Annotated in this window: 14 protein-coding genes and 1 tRNA gene; 8 read left to right on the top strand and 7 right to left on the bottom strand. The window is 72.3% G+C overall.

Going from position 1 to position 15,969, the window contains the following annotated elements; genetic code table 11:
• Positions 1–194: 194 nt before the first annotated feature.
• From QI554_RS14165 to QI554_RS14155, 3 genes are all read left to right on the top strand, one after another.
• Positions 195–1,796 carry a flavin monoamine oxidase family protein gene (locus tag QI554_RS14165; protein ID WP_281469922.1) on the top strand — a complete coding sequence of 534 codons (1,602 nt, stop codon included), beginning with the start codon at positions 195–197 and terminating at the stop codon, positions 1,794–1,796.
• The gene (locus QI554_RS14160) at positions 1,793–2,515 is read left to right on the top strand and encodes a Rid family hydrolase (protein WP_281469920.1); all 723 of its coding nucleotides are present in this window, start codon (positions 1,793–1,795) and stop codon (positions 2,513–2,515) included. Before QI554_RS14165 ends, QI554_RS14160 begins: the two co-directional genes overlap by 4 nt.
• Before the next feature lie 96 nt (positions 2,516–2,611).
• The gene (locus QI554_RS14155) at positions 2,612–3,007 is read left to right on the top strand and encodes a nuclear transport factor 2 family protein (RefSeq protein WP_281469918.1); all 396 of its coding nucleotides are present in this window, start codon (positions 2,612–2,614) and stop codon (positions 3,005–3,007) included.
• 98 nt (positions 3,008–3,105) lie between these two features.
• On the opposite strand, the gene QI554_RS14150 is transcribed toward QI554_RS14155, so the two are convergent.
• From QI554_RS14150 to QI554_RS14130, 5 genes are all read right to left on the bottom strand, one after another.
• Positions 3,106–4,122 carry a tetratricopeptide repeat protein gene (locus QI554_RS14150; protein WP_281469916.1) on the bottom strand — a complete coding sequence of 339 codons (1,017 nt, stop codon included), beginning with the start codon at positions 4,120–4,122 and terminating at the stop codon, positions 3,106–3,108.
• 124 nt (positions 4,123–4,246) lie between these two features.
• The gene (locus QI554_RS14145; protein WP_281469914.1) at positions 4,247–5,608 is read right to left on the bottom strand and encodes a YhgE/Pip domain-containing protein; all 1,362 of its coding nucleotides are present in this window, start codon (positions 5,606–5,608) and stop codon (positions 4,247–4,249) included.
• A complete protein-coding gene (locus QI554_RS14140; protein ID WP_281469912.1) occupies positions 5,605–6,288 on the bottom strand; it encodes an ATP-binding cassette domain-containing protein in 684 nt (227 codons plus the stop codon). The genes QI554_RS14145 and QI554_RS14140 overlap by 4 nt, the downstream gene beginning before the upstream one ends.
• A 164-nt stretch (positions 6,289–6,452) precedes the next feature.
• Positions 6,453–6,707, bottom strand: a complete 255-nt coding sequence (locus QI554_RS14135) for a DUF397 domain-containing protein (protein WP_281469910.1) — start codon at positions 6,705–6,707, stop codon at positions 6,453–6,455.
• A gap of 228 nt (positions 6,708–6,935) precedes the next feature.
• Positions 6,936–9,419: a beta-glucosidase family protein gene (locus tag QI554_RS14130; RefSeq protein WP_281469908.1), complete on the bottom strand. Its 2,484-nt coding sequence runs from the start codon at positions 9,417–9,419 to the stop codon at positions 6,936–6,938.
• 203 nt (positions 9,420–9,622) lie between these two features.
• On the opposite strand from QI554_RS14130, the gene QI554_RS14125 reads away from it, so the two are divergent.
• Entirely contained in the window at positions 9,623–10,294 is a 672-nt protein-coding gene (locus QI554_RS14125; protein WP_281469906.1) for a TetR/AcrR family transcriptional regulator, read from the top strand.
• Positions 10,295–10,349: 55 nt separating this feature from the next.
• On the opposite strand, the gene QI554_RS14120 is transcribed toward QI554_RS14125, so the two are convergent.
• Positions 10,350–11,570, bottom strand: a complete 1,221-nt coding sequence (locus QI554_RS14120) for a MerR family transcriptional regulator (RefSeq protein WP_281469904.1) — start codon at positions 11,568–11,570, stop codon at positions 10,350–10,352.
• A 273-nt stretch (positions 11,571–11,843) separates the two neighbouring features.
• Positions 11,844–12,341 carry a universal stress protein gene (locus QI554_RS14115; RefSeq protein ID WP_281469902.1) on the bottom strand — a complete coding sequence of 166 codons (498 nt, stop codon included), beginning with the start codon at positions 12,339–12,341 and terminating at the stop codon, positions 11,844–11,846.
• A 383-nt stretch (positions 12,342–12,724) separates the two neighbouring features.
• On the opposite strand from QI554_RS14115, the gene QI554_RS14110 reads away from it, so the two are divergent.
• The 4 genes from QI554_RS14110 to QI554_RS14095 all read left to right on the top strand — a co-directional run bounded on the left by QI554_RS14110 (position 12,725) and on the right by QI554_RS14095 (position 15,549).
• Entirely contained in the window at positions 12,725–12,955 is a 231-nt protein-coding gene (locus QI554_RS14110; RefSeq protein WP_281469900.1) for a hypothetical protein, read from the top strand.
• A gap of 601 nt (positions 12,956–13,556) precedes the next feature.
• Positions 13,557–14,621 (top strand): GlxA family transcriptional regulator, encoded by a 1,065-nt coding sequence (locus QI554_RS14105; RefSeq protein ID WP_281470013.1) that lies wholly within the window; start codon positions 13,557–13,559, stop codon positions 14,619–14,621.
• Between the two features lie 149 nt (positions 14,622–14,770).
• On the top strand, positions 14,771–15,382 hold the full coding sequence (orn, locus tag QI554_RS14100) for an oligoribonuclease (RefSeq protein ID WP_281469899.1): 612 nt from the start codon (positions 14,771–14,773) through the stop codon (positions 15,380–15,382).
• Between the two features lie 91 nt (positions 15,383–15,473).
• Positions 15,474–15,549: transfer RNA gene (locus tag QI554_RS14095), tRNA-His, on the top strand.
• The last annotated feature ends 420 nt before the right edge of the window (positions 15,550–15,969 follow it).

The raw sequence follows: 15,969 nt of genomic DNA, 5'->3' as shown, positions 1-15,969 counted from the left end.
GTGGGTGCGGTGTACCCGGCTGTCCGATCATCCGACCGACCGATTTCGATCATGTTGCCGAGTGATGACACCGGCGTGAGGACTCCATCGTCCCCTCCCCTGCGGGAATGACAACCCTTCGGAAACCGCTTGGGCACGTCGCGGCAACACCCCTGACCCAGGATCCGTTCGCATTACACGCAAACGGAGGACACATGCTCGAAGAAACGTCACGCCGCGGCTTCCTGCGCAGTGTCGGCCTGGCCGGCGGGGCCGGCGTCATGTACTCCGCCATGGGCGCGCTGGGGCTCGCTCCCGTGCCGGTCGCCGGAGCCGAGCCGTACCGCGCGCCGCAGGAGTCCGACTTCCGGCTGACCGGGCGCGGCCGCAAGAAGGTGGTCGTGCTGGGTGCCGGCATCGCGGGGCTGGCGACCGCGTACGAGCTCGGCAAGGCGGGCTACGACTGCCGGATCCTGGAGGCCAAGAACCGCCCCGGCGGCCGCAACTGGACCGCGCGCGGCGGCACCGTCGAGACCGACCTGGACGGGCGCACCCAGCGCGCCCGGTTCTCCGACGGCCAGTACATGAACTGCGGGCCCGGGCGGCTGCCGCAGTCGCACGTCACCCTGGACTACTGCCGCGAACTGGGCGTCGAACTCCAGCCGTTCGTCAACGCCAACGCGGACGCGTACATCTACCACGAGGACGCCGGGCCGCTGAGCGGCAAGCCGATGCGCTGGCGCACCGCCAAGTCCGACGTCTACGGCTACGTCTCCGAACTGCTCGCCAAGGCCACCGACCAGGGCGCGCTCGACACCGCGCTGACCAAGGACGACAAGGACCGGCTGCTCGCCTTCCTGCAGGACTTCGGCGCCATCAAGGGCAAGGCAGACGGCTGGAAGTACGCGGGCTCCGACCGGCGCGGCTACACGGTCGAACCCGGGGCGGCGGAGAACGCCGGCACCGTGCTCGGCCCGGTGCCGTCGCTGTCCGACGTCCTGGCGAGCGGTGTCGGCATGCGGTTCTCGTTCGAACTCGGCTACGACCAGGCGATGATGATGTTCCAGCCGGTCGGCGGCATGGACGCGATACCGCGCGCGCTGGAGAAGGCCGTCGGACGGCACCGGATCCAGTACGAGGCGGCCGCCACCGGCGTCGCCAACGTGCCCGGCGGCGTCGAGGTCACCTGGAAGGACGCGCACGGGAGCGAGCACGCCGAACGCGCCGACTTCTGCGTCGTCGCGACCCCGCCGCACATCGCCGCGCGGCTGCGGCACAACCTCGGCGACGCGGTCACCGGAGCGCTCAAAACGCCGGTGCCGTTCGCGGTCGGCAAGATCGGCCTCGAGTACCGGCGCCGTTGGTGGGAGCTGGACGACCGCATGTACGGCGGCGTGGTGCCGACGACGCTCGACCTGAGCAACATGTGGTTCCCGTCGTACGGCTTCCAGGGCCGGCGCGGCACGGTCATCGGCTACTACAACTACGGCGCCAACGCCGAGGCGTACGGCAGGCTCGCGCACGAGGAGCGCGCCAAGCGGGCGGTCGACCAGGGGGTGAAGATCTTCGGCGACCGGTACCGCACCGAACTGGACGCGTCGTTCAGCGTCGCGTGGCACCGCACCCCGTACCTGGAAGGCGGCTGGGTCGGCTGGCGCGACCAGAACGGGCCCGAGTACAAGCTGCTCAACCAGGCCCAGGGGAACGTCTACTTCGCGGGCGACTGGCTGAGCCACGTCATCGCCTGGCAGCACGGCGCGTTCTCGTCGGCGCGCAAGGTCGTGACGGATCTGCACACGAGGGTGATGGCGGCATGAGCGAGCTGAATCGAGTGAGCAGCGGCCCGGCCGCCCACCCCGCCCGGCGCCTCGGCCGGGCCACCGCCCGCCGCAAGGGCGGGCTCGCTGTCGCCGCCGCGGTCCTGGCGGTCGCGTGCGCGACCGTCACCGGGGTCGGCGCCGCGGACGCCCACGACGAGCGGATCGGCGACAAGGAGGTGCGGGTCGCCCTGCCCGCGGGCCAGTCGAACCCCGCCATCGCCACCGGGGTCGGCCTCGGCGGCGAGGTCGCCGTCTACCAGAGCAGCGGGCTGGGCCCCGGCGCGCTCAACCCGGGCGCGCCCGCCGGGTCCCCGGAGATGTTCACCGACCCCGCGACGACCGCGGGCGCGCAAGGGGTGACGGTCACCGAGGCGCAGTCCCTGGTGGTGCTGAAGGCGATCCAGGACAACCTGAAGGCGGCCGGGCTCACCCCGGCCGACGTGGTCACCATGAAGTGCTACCTCGTCCGGCCCCCGGGCGCGGCGGCGGCCGACTACGCGGGCTGGAACCGCGCGTACCGCCAGTTCTTCGCGAACACCGACCTGACGACGAAGCAGCCGGTTCCGGTCCCGATGGGCACCTCCCCCGCCAAGGCCCCGCTGCTGACCAACCCGGCCCGGCCCGCGCGGGCCACCACGGAGGTGGTCTCGCTGGCGGTGCCCGGCTGGCTGGTGGAGGTCGAGGTCACCGCGGTCTATCCGAAGTCCCGGCGCTGACCGGCTCTCCCGCGCCCGGCCCGGTGTTGCCGGGCCGGGCGCGGGAGAGAGACGATGAAACCTCGGGACAATCACGACATAGCAGGTGAATCAGTCATGGCTGAACACCCCGACGTCACGCTGGTCAAGAACGGCTACGCCGCGTTCAACAGAGGCGACATGGACGCCCTCCGGGGGATGCTGACCACGGACTGCGTGCACCATGTCCCCGGTCTCCACCAGTTGTCCGGGCACCACAAGGGCGTCGACGCCTGCCTGGACTACTACATGAAGATGGGCATGATGACCGACGGCACGATGAAGGTCGAGCTCCAGTCGGTGATGCCCGACGGGCGCGGCCACGCCATCTCCGTTCACCGGATCACCGCGACGCGTGAGGGCCGCAGCATAGACACCCTCGGCTCGCTGTTCTTCACCATCGTCGGCGGCAAGATGAGCGACATCGACGAGTGCGTCGAGGACCTCGACCTGGGGAACGAGTTCTGGGGCTGACGGCCTGACGGGACCGGCCGACCCGCCGGTCCCCTACATCTGCGTCACGCACGCCTGCGTCATGCCGGTCGGACGGTGTCGGACGGTGTCGGGCCGCGTCAGGCCGCGTCGGCGTCGGACGCGTCGGCGTTCTCGGCGTCGCCGCCCTTTCCGCCCTTGCCGGGCTTGAACCGCTTGGGCTTGCGCGTCTTCTCGGCCTTGGCCGCCTTGGCCGGCCGCGCGGAGGCCCCCGCCTTCGGGCCGTACGTCCACCAGTCCAGGGCACGGCGGCAGTTCTCCGTGTCCGGGTGCTCCGCGCCCAGGATGCGCGTGCAGTCCGCGCACAGGGACTCCAGGAGGGCGCGGGCCGTACCGGGGTCGCCCGCCTCGCCCGTCCAGTGCGCGAGGTTGTGGCGCATGACCAGCGTGTCGGGGTGGCCGGCGCCCAGGGCCCGCACGGCGTCGGTCACGAGGGCGCGCAGTAGGTCGCGGGCGCGTACGGCGTCGTCGGCCTCGCCGGCCCACTGGGCGAGGTCGTGGCGGGCCAGCAGCGTGTCGCGGTGCTCGGCGCCCAGGACGGCGTCGCGCTCGCCGGCGATCTCCTCGAGCAGCCGCGCGGCCTCGGCCGGGTTTCCGGCCCGGCCCACCCACTGGGCGTGCTGGTGCCGGTTGGTGAGCGTCTCGGCGTGCACCGGGCCGAGGACGTCGCCGCAGCTCTCGACGACCGGGCGCAGGATGCGTGCGGCCGCGCCGGGGTCGCCGGCCTCGCCGGTCCAGCGGCCCCACAGCGCGCGGGCGTTGAGCGTCTCGGGGTCGTCCGCGCCGAGGAGTTCGACGTAGTCGGTGGCGACGTCGCGGGCCAGCGACTCGGCGGTCACCGCGTTGCCGGACATGCCGAGGCAGAACGCCTGGTTGTGGCGCGCCAGCAGGGTGTCGGGGTGCTTGGCGCCGAGCAGCCGCGCGTACTCGTCCGCGAGTTCGCCGAAAGCGACCGCGGCCTCGGCGGCGCGGCCCTCCTCGCCGAGCGCACGCGCCCACTCGGCGCGCGCGTCCAGCGCGCCGGGGTGGTCCGGCCCGAGCTCGGTCAAAGCGGCCTCCGCCTTCTCGTGCAACGTCTGTATTCGTGCAGCGTCCATCCCCGGAGCCCCTCCCTCGGCCTGCCTCGTGCGGCCGCCCCCGTCCGATTCTCCGTCAGAACGGACGCTGTGGCGTGCATATGCGACGGTACGCGGGTCGGCCGTCGCGGCGTCGGCCGGGGAGCTACACCTGGATGGCCGGTTTGAGCGTCGTCATCGACCACATCCTGCGGCGTGTCACGGTCAGGGTCGACAGCGCGAGGGCGACCACCAGGAAAGCCCCCAGCACCAGGAACGCGCGGTCCAGCACCCAACTCTGCCCGCCCGAGATCGTGACGCGCAGGCCTTCGACGACATACGACATCGGCAGCACCGGGTGCAGCGCGCGGAACATCGCCGGCGTCGTCTCGACCGGGTACAGGCCGCCGCACGAGGTCAGCTGCAGCATCAGCAGCACGAGCGACAGCGCGTCGCCGATCACGCCGAACGCGACGGTCAGGAAATGCTCGATCGCGACGAAAGAGGCCGCCGCGACGGCGAGCAGCAGCAGCGTCTTGCCGACGTCCACGGGGTCGAGGCCGAGCCCGAGGTCGACCACGCCGTACAGGACGTACGCGCCGACGATGCTGAGGAAGGCGGCCGGCAGCCACCCCGCGAGCGCGACCGTCAGCGCGCCCGACCGCCCGGCGAGCGCCCGGGTGTTGAGCGGCCGCAGCATCATGAACGCGATCAGGCCGAACACCCACATGGCGATCGAGAGGAAGAACGGCGCGAGGCCGCGGCCGTACACCTTCGCCGGGTGCAGGTTCTGGACGGCGATCTGGACCGGCGCGGCGAGCACGCCCGCCTCGGCCTGCGCCGCCTGCTGGCTGGGCGGCACCGGCACGGCCGCGGTCAGCTGGTCGAGGCCCGCGGCGAGCTGCTGCGCGCCCTGCTGCAGCTCCGGGACGGGCGCGGTGCCGATGCCGGTCTGCAACTGGCGCGCCCCGGCGGCGGCCTGGCCGAGGTTCTGCTTGAGCGCGGCGAGGCGGCCGTACGCCTGCTGGACGAAGGTCGCCTGTACGGCCTGCGACACCGACGCCTGGAGCTGCACCTTCGCCGACTCGGCCATCTTGCCGACGATGAAGCCGTTGGCGTCGTTGAGCGTCATGGTGAGGTCGGCCTGGCGCGGCTGCGGGCCGCCCGCGGAGGCGAGCGCCGCGCTGAAGTCGGGCGGCACGGTGACCACGAAGTAGTAGTCGCCGTCCTTGAGTCCGTCGGCGGCCTGGGACGCGTCGGCGGCGTGCCACTGGAACGTGTGGTCGGCCAGGATGCGCGCGGTCAGCTGGGCGCCTGCGTCGACGGTCTGGCCGTCGGCCTGGACGGCCCGGTCCTCGTTGACGATCGCGACGGGGACGCGGTTGAGCTTGCCGTACGGGTCCCAGTTGGACCACAGGTACAGCGCGCCGTACAGCAGCGGCACCAGCGCGATCACGATCGGCACGAGGCGCGGGATGGGGCCGCGGAAGCGGCGCAGTTCGAGCCAGGCGAGGCGCAGGGCGTTCATCGGCGCCCGCCCGGGCGGGTGGCCGGCAGGTGCGTGTGGTGGCCGGGCAGGGCCAGGCCCAGGTCGGGCCGCAGGCTGCCGCCCGGCGGCGCCGTCGCGGTGGCGATGACGGTGCGGCCAGTGCGCGCGACGGCGCGGACCGCGTGCCACGCGCGGTCCAGGTCGGTCCCGGCGATGCCGGAGTCGACGTCGTCGACCAGGACGCCGCCGCTCTCCTCGGCGGTGGCGAGCGCGAGGGCGAGCAGGAGCTTCTCGACGTGCGGCAGCCGGCCCGCGAGGGTGTGCGGCGGGCAGGCGAGGTCGACCAGGTCGAACGCGTCGGCCACCGACGTGTCGGTGACGTGCGGGCCGCCGATCGCCCGGCGCTCGCCGACGAGTTCCGCGACCGTGAGGCGTTCCTCGAGCTCGATCGCGGGGGCCGCGCGGGCCACGCTGATCCGGCGGCGCGCCGCCTTGGCGCCGCGCGGCAGGGGCGTGCCGTCGACCGTAATGGTGCCGCGCGCGGTCCTGAAGCGCGCGCCCAGCGCGAGGAGCAGCGCCGTGCGCCCCGAGCCGGCCGGGCCGGACAGGACGGTGAACGACCCGGGCCTGGCGTCCAGGTCGACGTCGGCGACGACGGTGCCTTCGAGCCCGCGCACCGTGACGCCTTCGGCGACGATCCCCACTCCACGCGCAGGCACCTGGCGCGCCTCCTCCGGGCAGCCGACAGAACGGATGCTGGGGGAGGTAACCGAATCGGGACCGCCCAAACAGGTGAAACGGGTGAAAAGTACGACTATCGCCGATGGTTCGGCGAGGCCGGCCGTGGCGAATGCGGCCGACGCGCCCTGCACCCGGTCGAGGTCTACAGCCGGTCGAGGTCGAACTCGCCGTCCCGCACGCCGAGCACGAACGCGTCCCACTCACCCTTGGTGAAGCGCAGGACGGGGCCCTCGGGGTGCGCCGAGTTGCGCATCGCGACCGCGCCGCCGCCGATCTCGGCGGTCTGCACGACGCCTTCGCCGGTGGTGTCCTCGCCATAGCTGATCCACTCGGCGCCGCTGATGTCCCGGCCGTACAGTTCGGCCTTCTCGGCGTCCATCTCCTCTTGAGTGGCCATGGCCGGGTCCCCTCTCTCGGCGGGCGGACGACGCCCGCACCGGTCGCTCATCGGCCAACGTACGGCACTTCGAGGACCCGCGGACCCGCTACGCCGGATTGCCAGCCGCATGAGCGAAGCCGGCCGGAGCCCGAACACGCGTTCCCCGTCCGGGAAAAGCGAAAGGCGGGACGGGGCCACCGGTAAGTGCCGTCCCGCCGTTCGCGGTCCCCTGCGGACCTCCCTGGGTTACAGGGAAACCTCCGTGCTCAGGCGCAGGTCGCCGACGTTGCGGCCGACGCCGACGCGGTACGCGCCCGGCGTCGTCGCCCACCCGCCGGCGGCCTCGTCCCAACGGGCCAGCGTCGCCGCGTCGACGGCGATGCGGGCGACCGCCTTGCCGCCGGCCGCGGCCTCGACCGCCGCGAACCCGATCAGGCGGATCGGCTCGGGCGCGCCGAACAGCTCGCCGGAGACCGGCTCCAGGTACACCTGCACGACCTCGCGGCCGTCACGCGCACCGGTGTTGGCGACCGTGGCCTCGACGGTCAGGCCGGTGGCGGCGTCGCCGTCCACGCTCAGGCCTTCGTACGCCCAGTCGGTGTAGCCCAGGCCGTAGCCGAACGGGTAGGCCGGGACGGCGCCCTGCCGCGCCCACAGCCGGTAGCCGATGTTCGGGCCCTCGGCGTACACGTGCCCGCCGTCGACGACCTCGGTCGACAGCACCGGGACGTCGGCCTCGTCGGCCGGGTAGGTGGTCGGCATGCGCCCGCCGGGCTCGACGGCTCCGGTGAGGACGTCGCCGATCGCCGCGCCGCCCTCCTGGCCGGGCAGCCAGGCCCACAGCACCGCCGCGACGTCGTTCCGCCACGGCATCAGCACCGGGGAGCCGGCGTTGACGACGACGATCGTGTTGGGGTTGGCCGCCGCGACCGCGGTGACGAGCTCGTTCGTCCGCCCGGGCAGCCGCAGGTCCGCGCGGTCGAAGCCCTCGGACTCGATGTCGTCGGTGGTGCCGACCACGACGACCGCGACGTCCGCCGCGGCCGCGTCGGCGACCGCCTGCGCGAGCTCCTCGTCGTCGGCCAGCCGCGGCTTGGCCCAGCCGAGCCCCATGGACGCGAACACCATCGCCTGGTCGGCGGAGTAGCGCGCCTCGACCTCGACCGGCACGCCGGCCTTGGCGGCCACCTCGAACCGCTTGATCGGCGGCCGGAGCAGCGCCTCGATGATGTCGCCGCTCTCGGAGTCGAGCTGGAACGACTGGGTGGCGCCGTCGACGGTCAGGTCGAACGAGCCGAGGCCGCGCACGTCGAGCAGGTGGGTGCCGTCGACGGTCGGCGTGATGCGGGCGCGCGCCGTGATGGACGTGGCGCCTTCCGGCATCGTGCCGGGCCAGAACACCAGGTTCGAGCCGAGGCGGTGGTCGGCGCCGAGCGAGGTGCCGTCCACGGCGCCGAACTCGATGCCGAGGCCGGGCTCGCCGGTCGCCGGGTCGACGGACGCGTCGAGCGGCAGGTCGGGCAGCGCGCGGTGGGTGAACGCGCCTTCCCGCACCGTCAGTTCGACGTTCGGGCCGAGCGCGTTGCGCAGCCCCTGCGGGATGGCGACGACGTGGTCGGGGTTGACGTGCGCGGAGCCGCCGCCCTGTGACGACAGGCGCACGGCGTTGGGGCCGATGAGCGCGACGCGGCGCACGGCGGCCGGGTCGATCGGGAGGGCCGCGTCGCGGTTCTCCAGCAGCACCATCGCCTTGGCGGCGATCGCGCGGATCTCGGCGTCGGCGGTGTCCGGGGTCGTGACGTCGCCGCGCGGCGCGGTGTCGCCGAGCACGCCGACGCGCGCCGCGAGGCGCAGGATGCGGGTGACCTTGTCGTCGAGGACGGACTCGTCGACACGGCCCTCGCGGACGGCCTCGACCAGGGCGTCGCCCCACAGGTCGTTCGGGCCCGGCATCGCGATGTCGGTGCCGCCGAGGGACGCGGCCTCGGTGGAGCGGACGGCCATCCAGTCGGAGACCACGACGCCGTCGAAGCCCCACTCGCCCTTGAGCACGTCGTTCTGGAGCGGCGCGTTCTCGGTCATCGTGGCGCCGTTGACGCTGTTGTACGCCGACATGATGAGCCAGACGCGCGCCTCACGGACGGCGGCCTCGAACGGCGCCAGGTAGACCTCGCGCAGCGCGCGCTCGCCGACCCGGCTGTCGTACGTCATCCGCTCGTTCTCGGAGTCGTTGGCGACGTAGTGCTTGATGGTCGCGGCGACGCCGGCGGACTGCACACCCTCGACGAACCCGACGCCGATCCTCGACGTCAGCAGCGGGTCCTCGGAGTAGCACTCGAAGTGTCGGCCGCCCAGCGGCGTGCGGTGCATGTTGACGGTCGGCGCCAGCAGGACGTGGATGTCCTTGTCGCGGGCCTGCGCGCCCATCAGGAAGCCGACGCGGCGGGCGACCTCGGGGTCCCACGCCGCCGCCTGCGCGGTCGGCGAGGGGAACAGCAGCGAGGTGTCGCGCTCGTCCCACAGGACGCCGCGGACGCCGACGGGGCCGTCGGACATGCGCAGCTTGCGCAGGCCGATCTGCGGCAGCTCCGGCAGCGACCAGAAGTCCTCGCCGACGATGAGCCGGACCTTGTCCTCGAGCGCGAGGCGCCCGACCAGGCCGCGCAGCTCCTCGTCGGAGATCTCGGCGGGTGCGCTGTGCGCGGTGCCGCCAGGGTTGGTGGTCGTCATGGCCGCCCTACCGTCGCTTTCTGGGTCGCTGCTTGGGTCGTTTCCTGGGGCACGGTCCTGCCGCCGCGACCGCGGGCCGCACGGTCCGCTTCACCAGGTTCCACGGCACGGTAACCGTAAAAACCTATAACACGGTAGCTTTGTTATCTGCACGTGACCTTCCCCCTGACGCGCCGCGAGCGGCGCACGGCAGGATGGGAGGCATGGACGCATCAGGGACGACGGCATCCGCCGCCACGCGGACCGGTGAGCGCGGCAGCGCGCCGGCCGGGCGCGGCAGGCGCCAGGGCTACGCGACCGGCGACGCCCGCCGCGCGCGCATCCTCAACATCGCGCTGCAGGAGTTCGGCGAGAACGGCTACCGGGGCACCTCGCTCGCCCGCATCGCCGAGCGCGCCGAGCTCACCCAGGCCGGGCTGCTGCACCACTTCCGCAGCAAGCAGGACCTGCTCACCGCCGTACTCGACCTGCGCGACGAGATGGACGCCGAACGCCTCGACGTCGCGGCCATCCCCGACGGCGCCGACCCGATGCTGCGCGCGCTCGTCGCGCTCGTGGAGCACAACGCGCGGCAGCCGGGCATCGTCCAGCTGTTCACCGTGCTCACCGGCGAGGCCGTCACCACCGACCATCCGGCGCACGCGTGGGCGCGGCAGCGCTATGCGACGCTCGTCACGTCGATCTCGACCGCGCTGCGGCACGGCGTCGAGTCCGGCGAGCTGCGCGCGGACGTCGATCCCGAGGCCGTCACCCGCCAGGTGCTGGCGATGATGGACGGACTGCAGCTGCAGTGGCTGCTCGACCCCGAGCGCGTCGACATGGTCGCGGTGTTCACCGAGTACGTCGAGGCGCTGGTGGAGCGGATCCGGGCCTGACCGGGTCCGGCCCCCCTCGCCGAGTTCGGCGAACGGCGGCCGGTGGCGGACGGCCCTACTGGGCCTGCGCCGGGTCCGCGTCCTCGGCCGCCGTCAGCTCGGTCAGCACGCCCGCGAGGTCCCATCCGGACAGGCTGGCGATGGCCTCGCGGAAGGTGGTCAGGGCGAACAGGTCGCCGCGCGCCGTCATGCGGCCGTCGATGAGCGCCTCGCGGGGCAGCGAGCGGTCGTTCTCCAGGAGCAGGCTGCGCGCCGTCGGGTAGTCCATGTGGATCATCAGGTCCGGGCCCGGCAGCAGGCCGGGGCGCACCAGGACGCGCCCGTGGAAGACGTCCATGTGCAGCTCGGCCGGGTCGTCGCGGCCCGGTACGTCGCTCACCACGATGTCGACGACCGCCGGGTGCGGGGTGCGCTTCTCGGGGTCGGGCGTGATGAGTCTGCTGAGTCTGGAGACCGCGGCTATCCACTCGTCCGACATGAACGGGTAGCGCTCCATGGCAGGCGCCGCGGGCTCGTCGGGCACCGGCGACTCGGCGGCGTTCTCCGCCTCCAGCACCCTGCCGAGCGTCTCGCCCAACTGACGGGTCGCCAGGCGGCGCATGGCCCGGGCCAGTTCACTGTCCACGGCGCGCTGCGCGAGCGGACGCAGCCGGCGGATCAGCTCCGCCATCTCGGGCGCCTCGTCGAGCGAGGAGTCCTTGAGGTAGTTCTGCCACAGGTAGGTCTCGGTGAGCTTCATGAACAGCCCGGCGACCCGCTCCATGTCCGCGCGCAGCGCGCGCAGGTGGTCGAGCACCGCGTGCACGGGGACGCCGGCCGCGTGCAGCTCGGCGCACACCGCCAGTTCGCGGGGACTGGGCACCCGGAACACCGTCAGCGTGTCGTCCTCGGGCTCCAGCAGGCCGAACTGCACCGCGCCCGCGATGACCACCGGATCGGACAGGCCGCCGAACATCGCGGTCAGCTCGCCGCGCGTCATCCGGCCCGGCTCCTCGTCGCTCCACGGGCCGGTCACCTCGGCGACCAGGCCGAGGACGCCGCCGAGACTGCGCCCGTTGTCCCACGCGTCGAGGAGCTCCTTGATGCTGACCAGGCTGTAGCCGCGCTCAAGCAGCTGGCCGATCAGGCGCAGGCGCGCCAGATGGCTGCCGTCGTACAGCGACACCCGGCCCGCACGTCGCGGCCGGGGCAGCAGCCCGCGGTCCTGGTACGCGCGCACGTTCCGCACGGTCGTACCGCCCTCGCGGGCGAGGTCCTCGATTCGGTAGTCCGCCAACCTCGTGCCTCGCGATCTCTGTTCTGTCACGTGACCACAGCACTGCGCAGTTTTCGTGGCTGGCAGCAAAGTAATGCAGGTCGGCGCGAACCTCGATCACGAGCCGGGGGCAAGATTGCCCGATAATTCGGGCAAAGCGCGACACTTCCCCATGTCAGGGGCAGGCAACATGCGCCGGGGTGACCGCCGGGGTGGCGTGGATCGCACGGCAACAAAACGGTCGGGGCTTCGCGCACGTACCGAATTACCTGCGGTAACAGGGAAATCCGGGCGTCAGGGGATGACGACGACGGGGCGTTTGGCGTGCTTCACGAGCCGGCACGCCACCGAGCCGAACAACCGGCTGACGAACCCGGAGGAGCCGCCGACCACGATGGCGTCCGCCGCGAACTCCTTGGCCACGTCCTCGATCTCGTGGCAGATGTCGCCGCCGCGCTCCACCAGGATCCACGGGACGTCGCTCAGGTGGTCCGCGCACGCGAGTTCGAGGCCGAGCGCCTCGGAGCGGTTGTCGGGCACGTCGATGAAGACCGGCGGTTCGCAGCCCGCCCACACCGTCGCCGGAATGCGGTTCGCGACATGCACGATGACCAGCCCTCCGCCGAGCCGCCGGGCCATGCCGGCCGCGTACGCGAGCGCGCGTTCGCTCGCGCCGGAGCCGTCGAAGCCGACGACGACGGGGTGCTGGAAGGCGGGGTCACGGGGGCGCTTGGCGTCGGGACGGAGCAACGGGGTGCCGTCCGGAAGGTCACTGAAGTCGAAAGCAGCCATGGCAATCGGGGCGTCTTTGCTGAGGAGGGACGCCGCAGGGCCCCTCAGGATCAATTAAGAGCCTATGGGTACAGATTACGTCTCGCGGTCGGAATCGGACAGGCCGTGCGGTGGTCGAGGACGCACGATATCCGCCCTCGCGTGCCGACGGGAGCCCCTGAGCGCCCCCAAGCGGCCGTCCGGGTGAAGTCATCGGCGGAGGACGTTCCGGTACGCCAGGGGGAGCGCCCGTTACCCCGCACCCGGCCTCCGCGTTGCACAGGGCGACACCGCGTGTCCGGGCGGCCGCGCCGGCCGGGGCGGCGATCCCGCGCACGTGTGACGCCGACCCCGGGTCGGCGGGGTCCGGCCCGCCCTTGAGGAGCCCGCTAGGAGACCCCGCCGTGCCGCCCACCCGTCTCCCTTCGACGCCCGTGACCGACGCCCGGGCCGACCTGGCCGAAGCGGGCCTCTGGTACGCCGTCGCGACGGGCTGCGCCGCGGTCGCCATGCTCGCCACCGGAGCCGGCCCCGCCGCCGCGGCGGGCGTCGCGGCCGGGCTGCTCGCCGCGGGCGCCGTCGCGTTGCTGGTGATCATTCGAAATTCCCATCACACCGCACGTAACTCGGCATAACTTTCATTCACGAAATTCACCCCTCAAACCGGGCATTCCTCGGCGAAGAGTTCAGACGGTGGGTGTGACCGCCATCACAAACAGGCATATCTACATAACGTCACGTGGAGAACACCATGCATAGACAAGCCCAGAAAGAGTAAGTTCCGATCTTGGGTGACTTGAGTGGCGTGTGTGAACTACTGAGACTCGCCATCAACGACCCCTCCCGCTCCCCCGGTCCTCGGCCGGTGGGGGCCGCGGAGGGCTGAAGGGGGCGATCGGAGCCATGAGCAGGACCGACGATCGGCAAGCGGATCGACGTGTCCGGGTGGGTACGGCGGCGGCCACGCAGAAGGGCGACGCGGAGCAGGTGGCGGCCTCTCCCGAGCCCGAAACCGAGGTGTCCATACCCGCGGCGCGGACCGGCCGGGCCCAGGTGCCGGTACCCGGGCCGCGCGGCGAACTGGGGACCGCGGTCGAGCCGGAGGCGTACCGGAGCGGGGACGAGCACGACCACGGGGACAGACCCGAGGACGACGAGACACCGGGGCGCACCGCGTACTCCGTCCAGAACCCGTACGACGGCGACGCCGACGACTCCGAGGACGCCGACCCGGCGGTGCGCGACGCCGCCGATCCCGGCACCTACGCCGAGTGGCCCGCGGGGCTCATCGGCCGACGCCGCGCCGAGACCATCGCGGTGCTGCTCTTCTCCAACTCGCCGATCCTCGAGAGCTCGATCCCGATCTCGGTCTTCGGCGTCGACCGGCGGGACGCCGGGGTCCCCAACTACCGATTACTGGTATGCGCGGCCGAACCCGGGCCGCTGCGGACCACCGGCGGCGTCGAGCTCATCGCGCCGCACGGGCTCGACGGGCTGCACCGCGCCGGCACCGTGATCGTGCCGGCCTGGCACTCGCCGTCCCGCACCCCGCCCGCGCCCGTCGTCGACGCGCTGCGGCGCGCGCACCGCGAAGGCGCCCGCGTGGTCGGCCTGTGCGGCGGCGCGTTCGTCCTCGCCGCGGCCGGCCTGCTCGACGACCGGCCGGCCACCACGCACTGGATGTACGCGCCCGCGCTCGCCAAGTCGTTCCCGAAGGTGCGCGTCGACCCGCGCGAGCTGTACGTCGACGACGGCGACGTCCTGACCAGCGCGGGCACCGCGGCCGGCATCGACCTGTGCCTGCACCTGGTGCGGATCGACCACGGCTCGGACGCCGCCAACGCGCTCGCCCGGCGGCTCGTCGTGCCCGCGCACCGGGTCGGCGGACAGGCCGCGTACATGGACCTGTCGCTGCCGGAGGAGATCAGCGGCGACCCGCTCGCCACGGTCATCTCGTGGGCGCTGGAGAACCTGTCGGAGAAGTTCGACATCGAGGTCCTCGCCACGCGCGCCTACATGAGCCGACGCACCTTCGACCGGCGCTTCCGCTCACTGACCGGCAGTGCGCCGCTGCAGTGGCTGCTCACCCAGCGGGTGCTGCAGGCGCAGCGGATGCTGGAGACCACCGAGCTCCAGGTCGAGGAGATCGCCCGGCGCTGCGGCTTCCGCTCGCCGGTCGCGCTCCGCGGACACTTCCGCAAGCAGCTCGGCATCCCGCCGGCGGCCTACCGGGACGCGTTCCGGACCCGCGACCCGGACGCGGCGGACGACGAGCTGGAGGCGGCGGCGGAGCGGGGCTGAGCCGGGCCCCGCACCACGGCGGACCGTGCCGTACCGCCGTACCACCCGACCAGAGGTGGTACGGCGGTACGGCCGCGCCCTAGCGTCCTTCCCCTCCTTCCCCTCCTTCCGGGGGAAGGTGTGGGGCGGAGGGCCTAGGCTGATCGGCTATGAATGACCGCTTGGTCTGGATCGACTGTGAGATGACCGGACTCGACCTCGCCCAGGACGCGCTCATCGAGGTGGCGGCGCTCGTCACCGACTCGGAGCTCAACATCCTCGGCGACGGTGTCGACGTCGTGATCCGCCCGCCCGCCGAGGCCCTGGTGGGCATGCCCGACGTCGTGCGGAAGATGCACACGGCGTCCGGCCTGCTCAACGTGCTCGACGACGGCATCACCCTGGCCGAGGCCGAGGCACAGGTCCTCGCCTACATCCGCGCCCACGTGCCCGAGGGCCGCAAGGCCCCCCTGTGCGGCAACTCCGTCGCCACCGACCGCGGCTTCCTCGCCCGCGACATGGCGGACCTGGAGTCGTACCTGCACTACCGCATCGTGGACGTCTCCTCGATCAAGGAGCTGGCCAGGCGCTGGTACCCCCGCGTCTACTTCCAGTCCCCGCCGAAGACCGGCAACCACCGGGCCCTCGCGGACATCAAGGACAGCATCACCGAGCTCAAGTACTACCGGGACGCGATCTTCGTCCCGCAGCCCGGCCCCGACACCGACACCGCCAAAGAGATCTCGGCGCGGTTCACCACCCCCGAGGTCCCGACCCCCTGACCCGCAAAAACAACCTGGGAGCGAGCACCCCTCGATCCCCTGTACACTCTTTCTCGCTGCTCCGGTCGCGAACACGATCGGCAGAAGCGTGGTGGGTGTAGCTCAGCTGGTAGAGCACCTGGTTGTGGTCCAGGACGTCGCGGGTTCGAGTCCCGTCACTCACCCCACCAAGAAGGCCCCCGAGCCGCCGCAAGGCGCCCGGGGGCCTTCGCCGTTTCCCCCGGACAACGTGCTCACGCCAGTACCGGAGTGAGCTGGGTACGGAGTCGACCGTCGCACGCACCGGCCAAACGTCGACACACGCCCAAGCACCCCGCCCATCGACCACCGAGCCGACCAGCCCAACCACGGCCATGTCACGCAGCGCAGCCCACGACCGCGCGCGCCGTTCGAACCCACTCACTAATCACAGAACGGCATCGGAGTCTGTTTGGCGCGCCCAATCGCATTGCGCGGCGTCGCCACCACGGCGTCGCGCTCCCACAACCCACATCCGGGGTTGGGGGTTGGGCGCGCCGAGCAAGGTCGGCGCGCCCAAAACACAACGCAGCCCGCTTGCGCCGCGGGGCCGGGGGGCGCGCCCCGCC

The organism is Yinghuangia seranimata, assembly GCF_029953285.1.
Lineage (GTDB): Bacteria > Actinomycetota > Actinomycetes > Streptomycetales > Streptomycetaceae > Yinghuangia > Yinghuangia seranimata.
The sequence above is the reverse complement of the archived record's forward strand: the minus strand, read 5'-3'. Positions and strand labels throughout refer to the sequence as shown.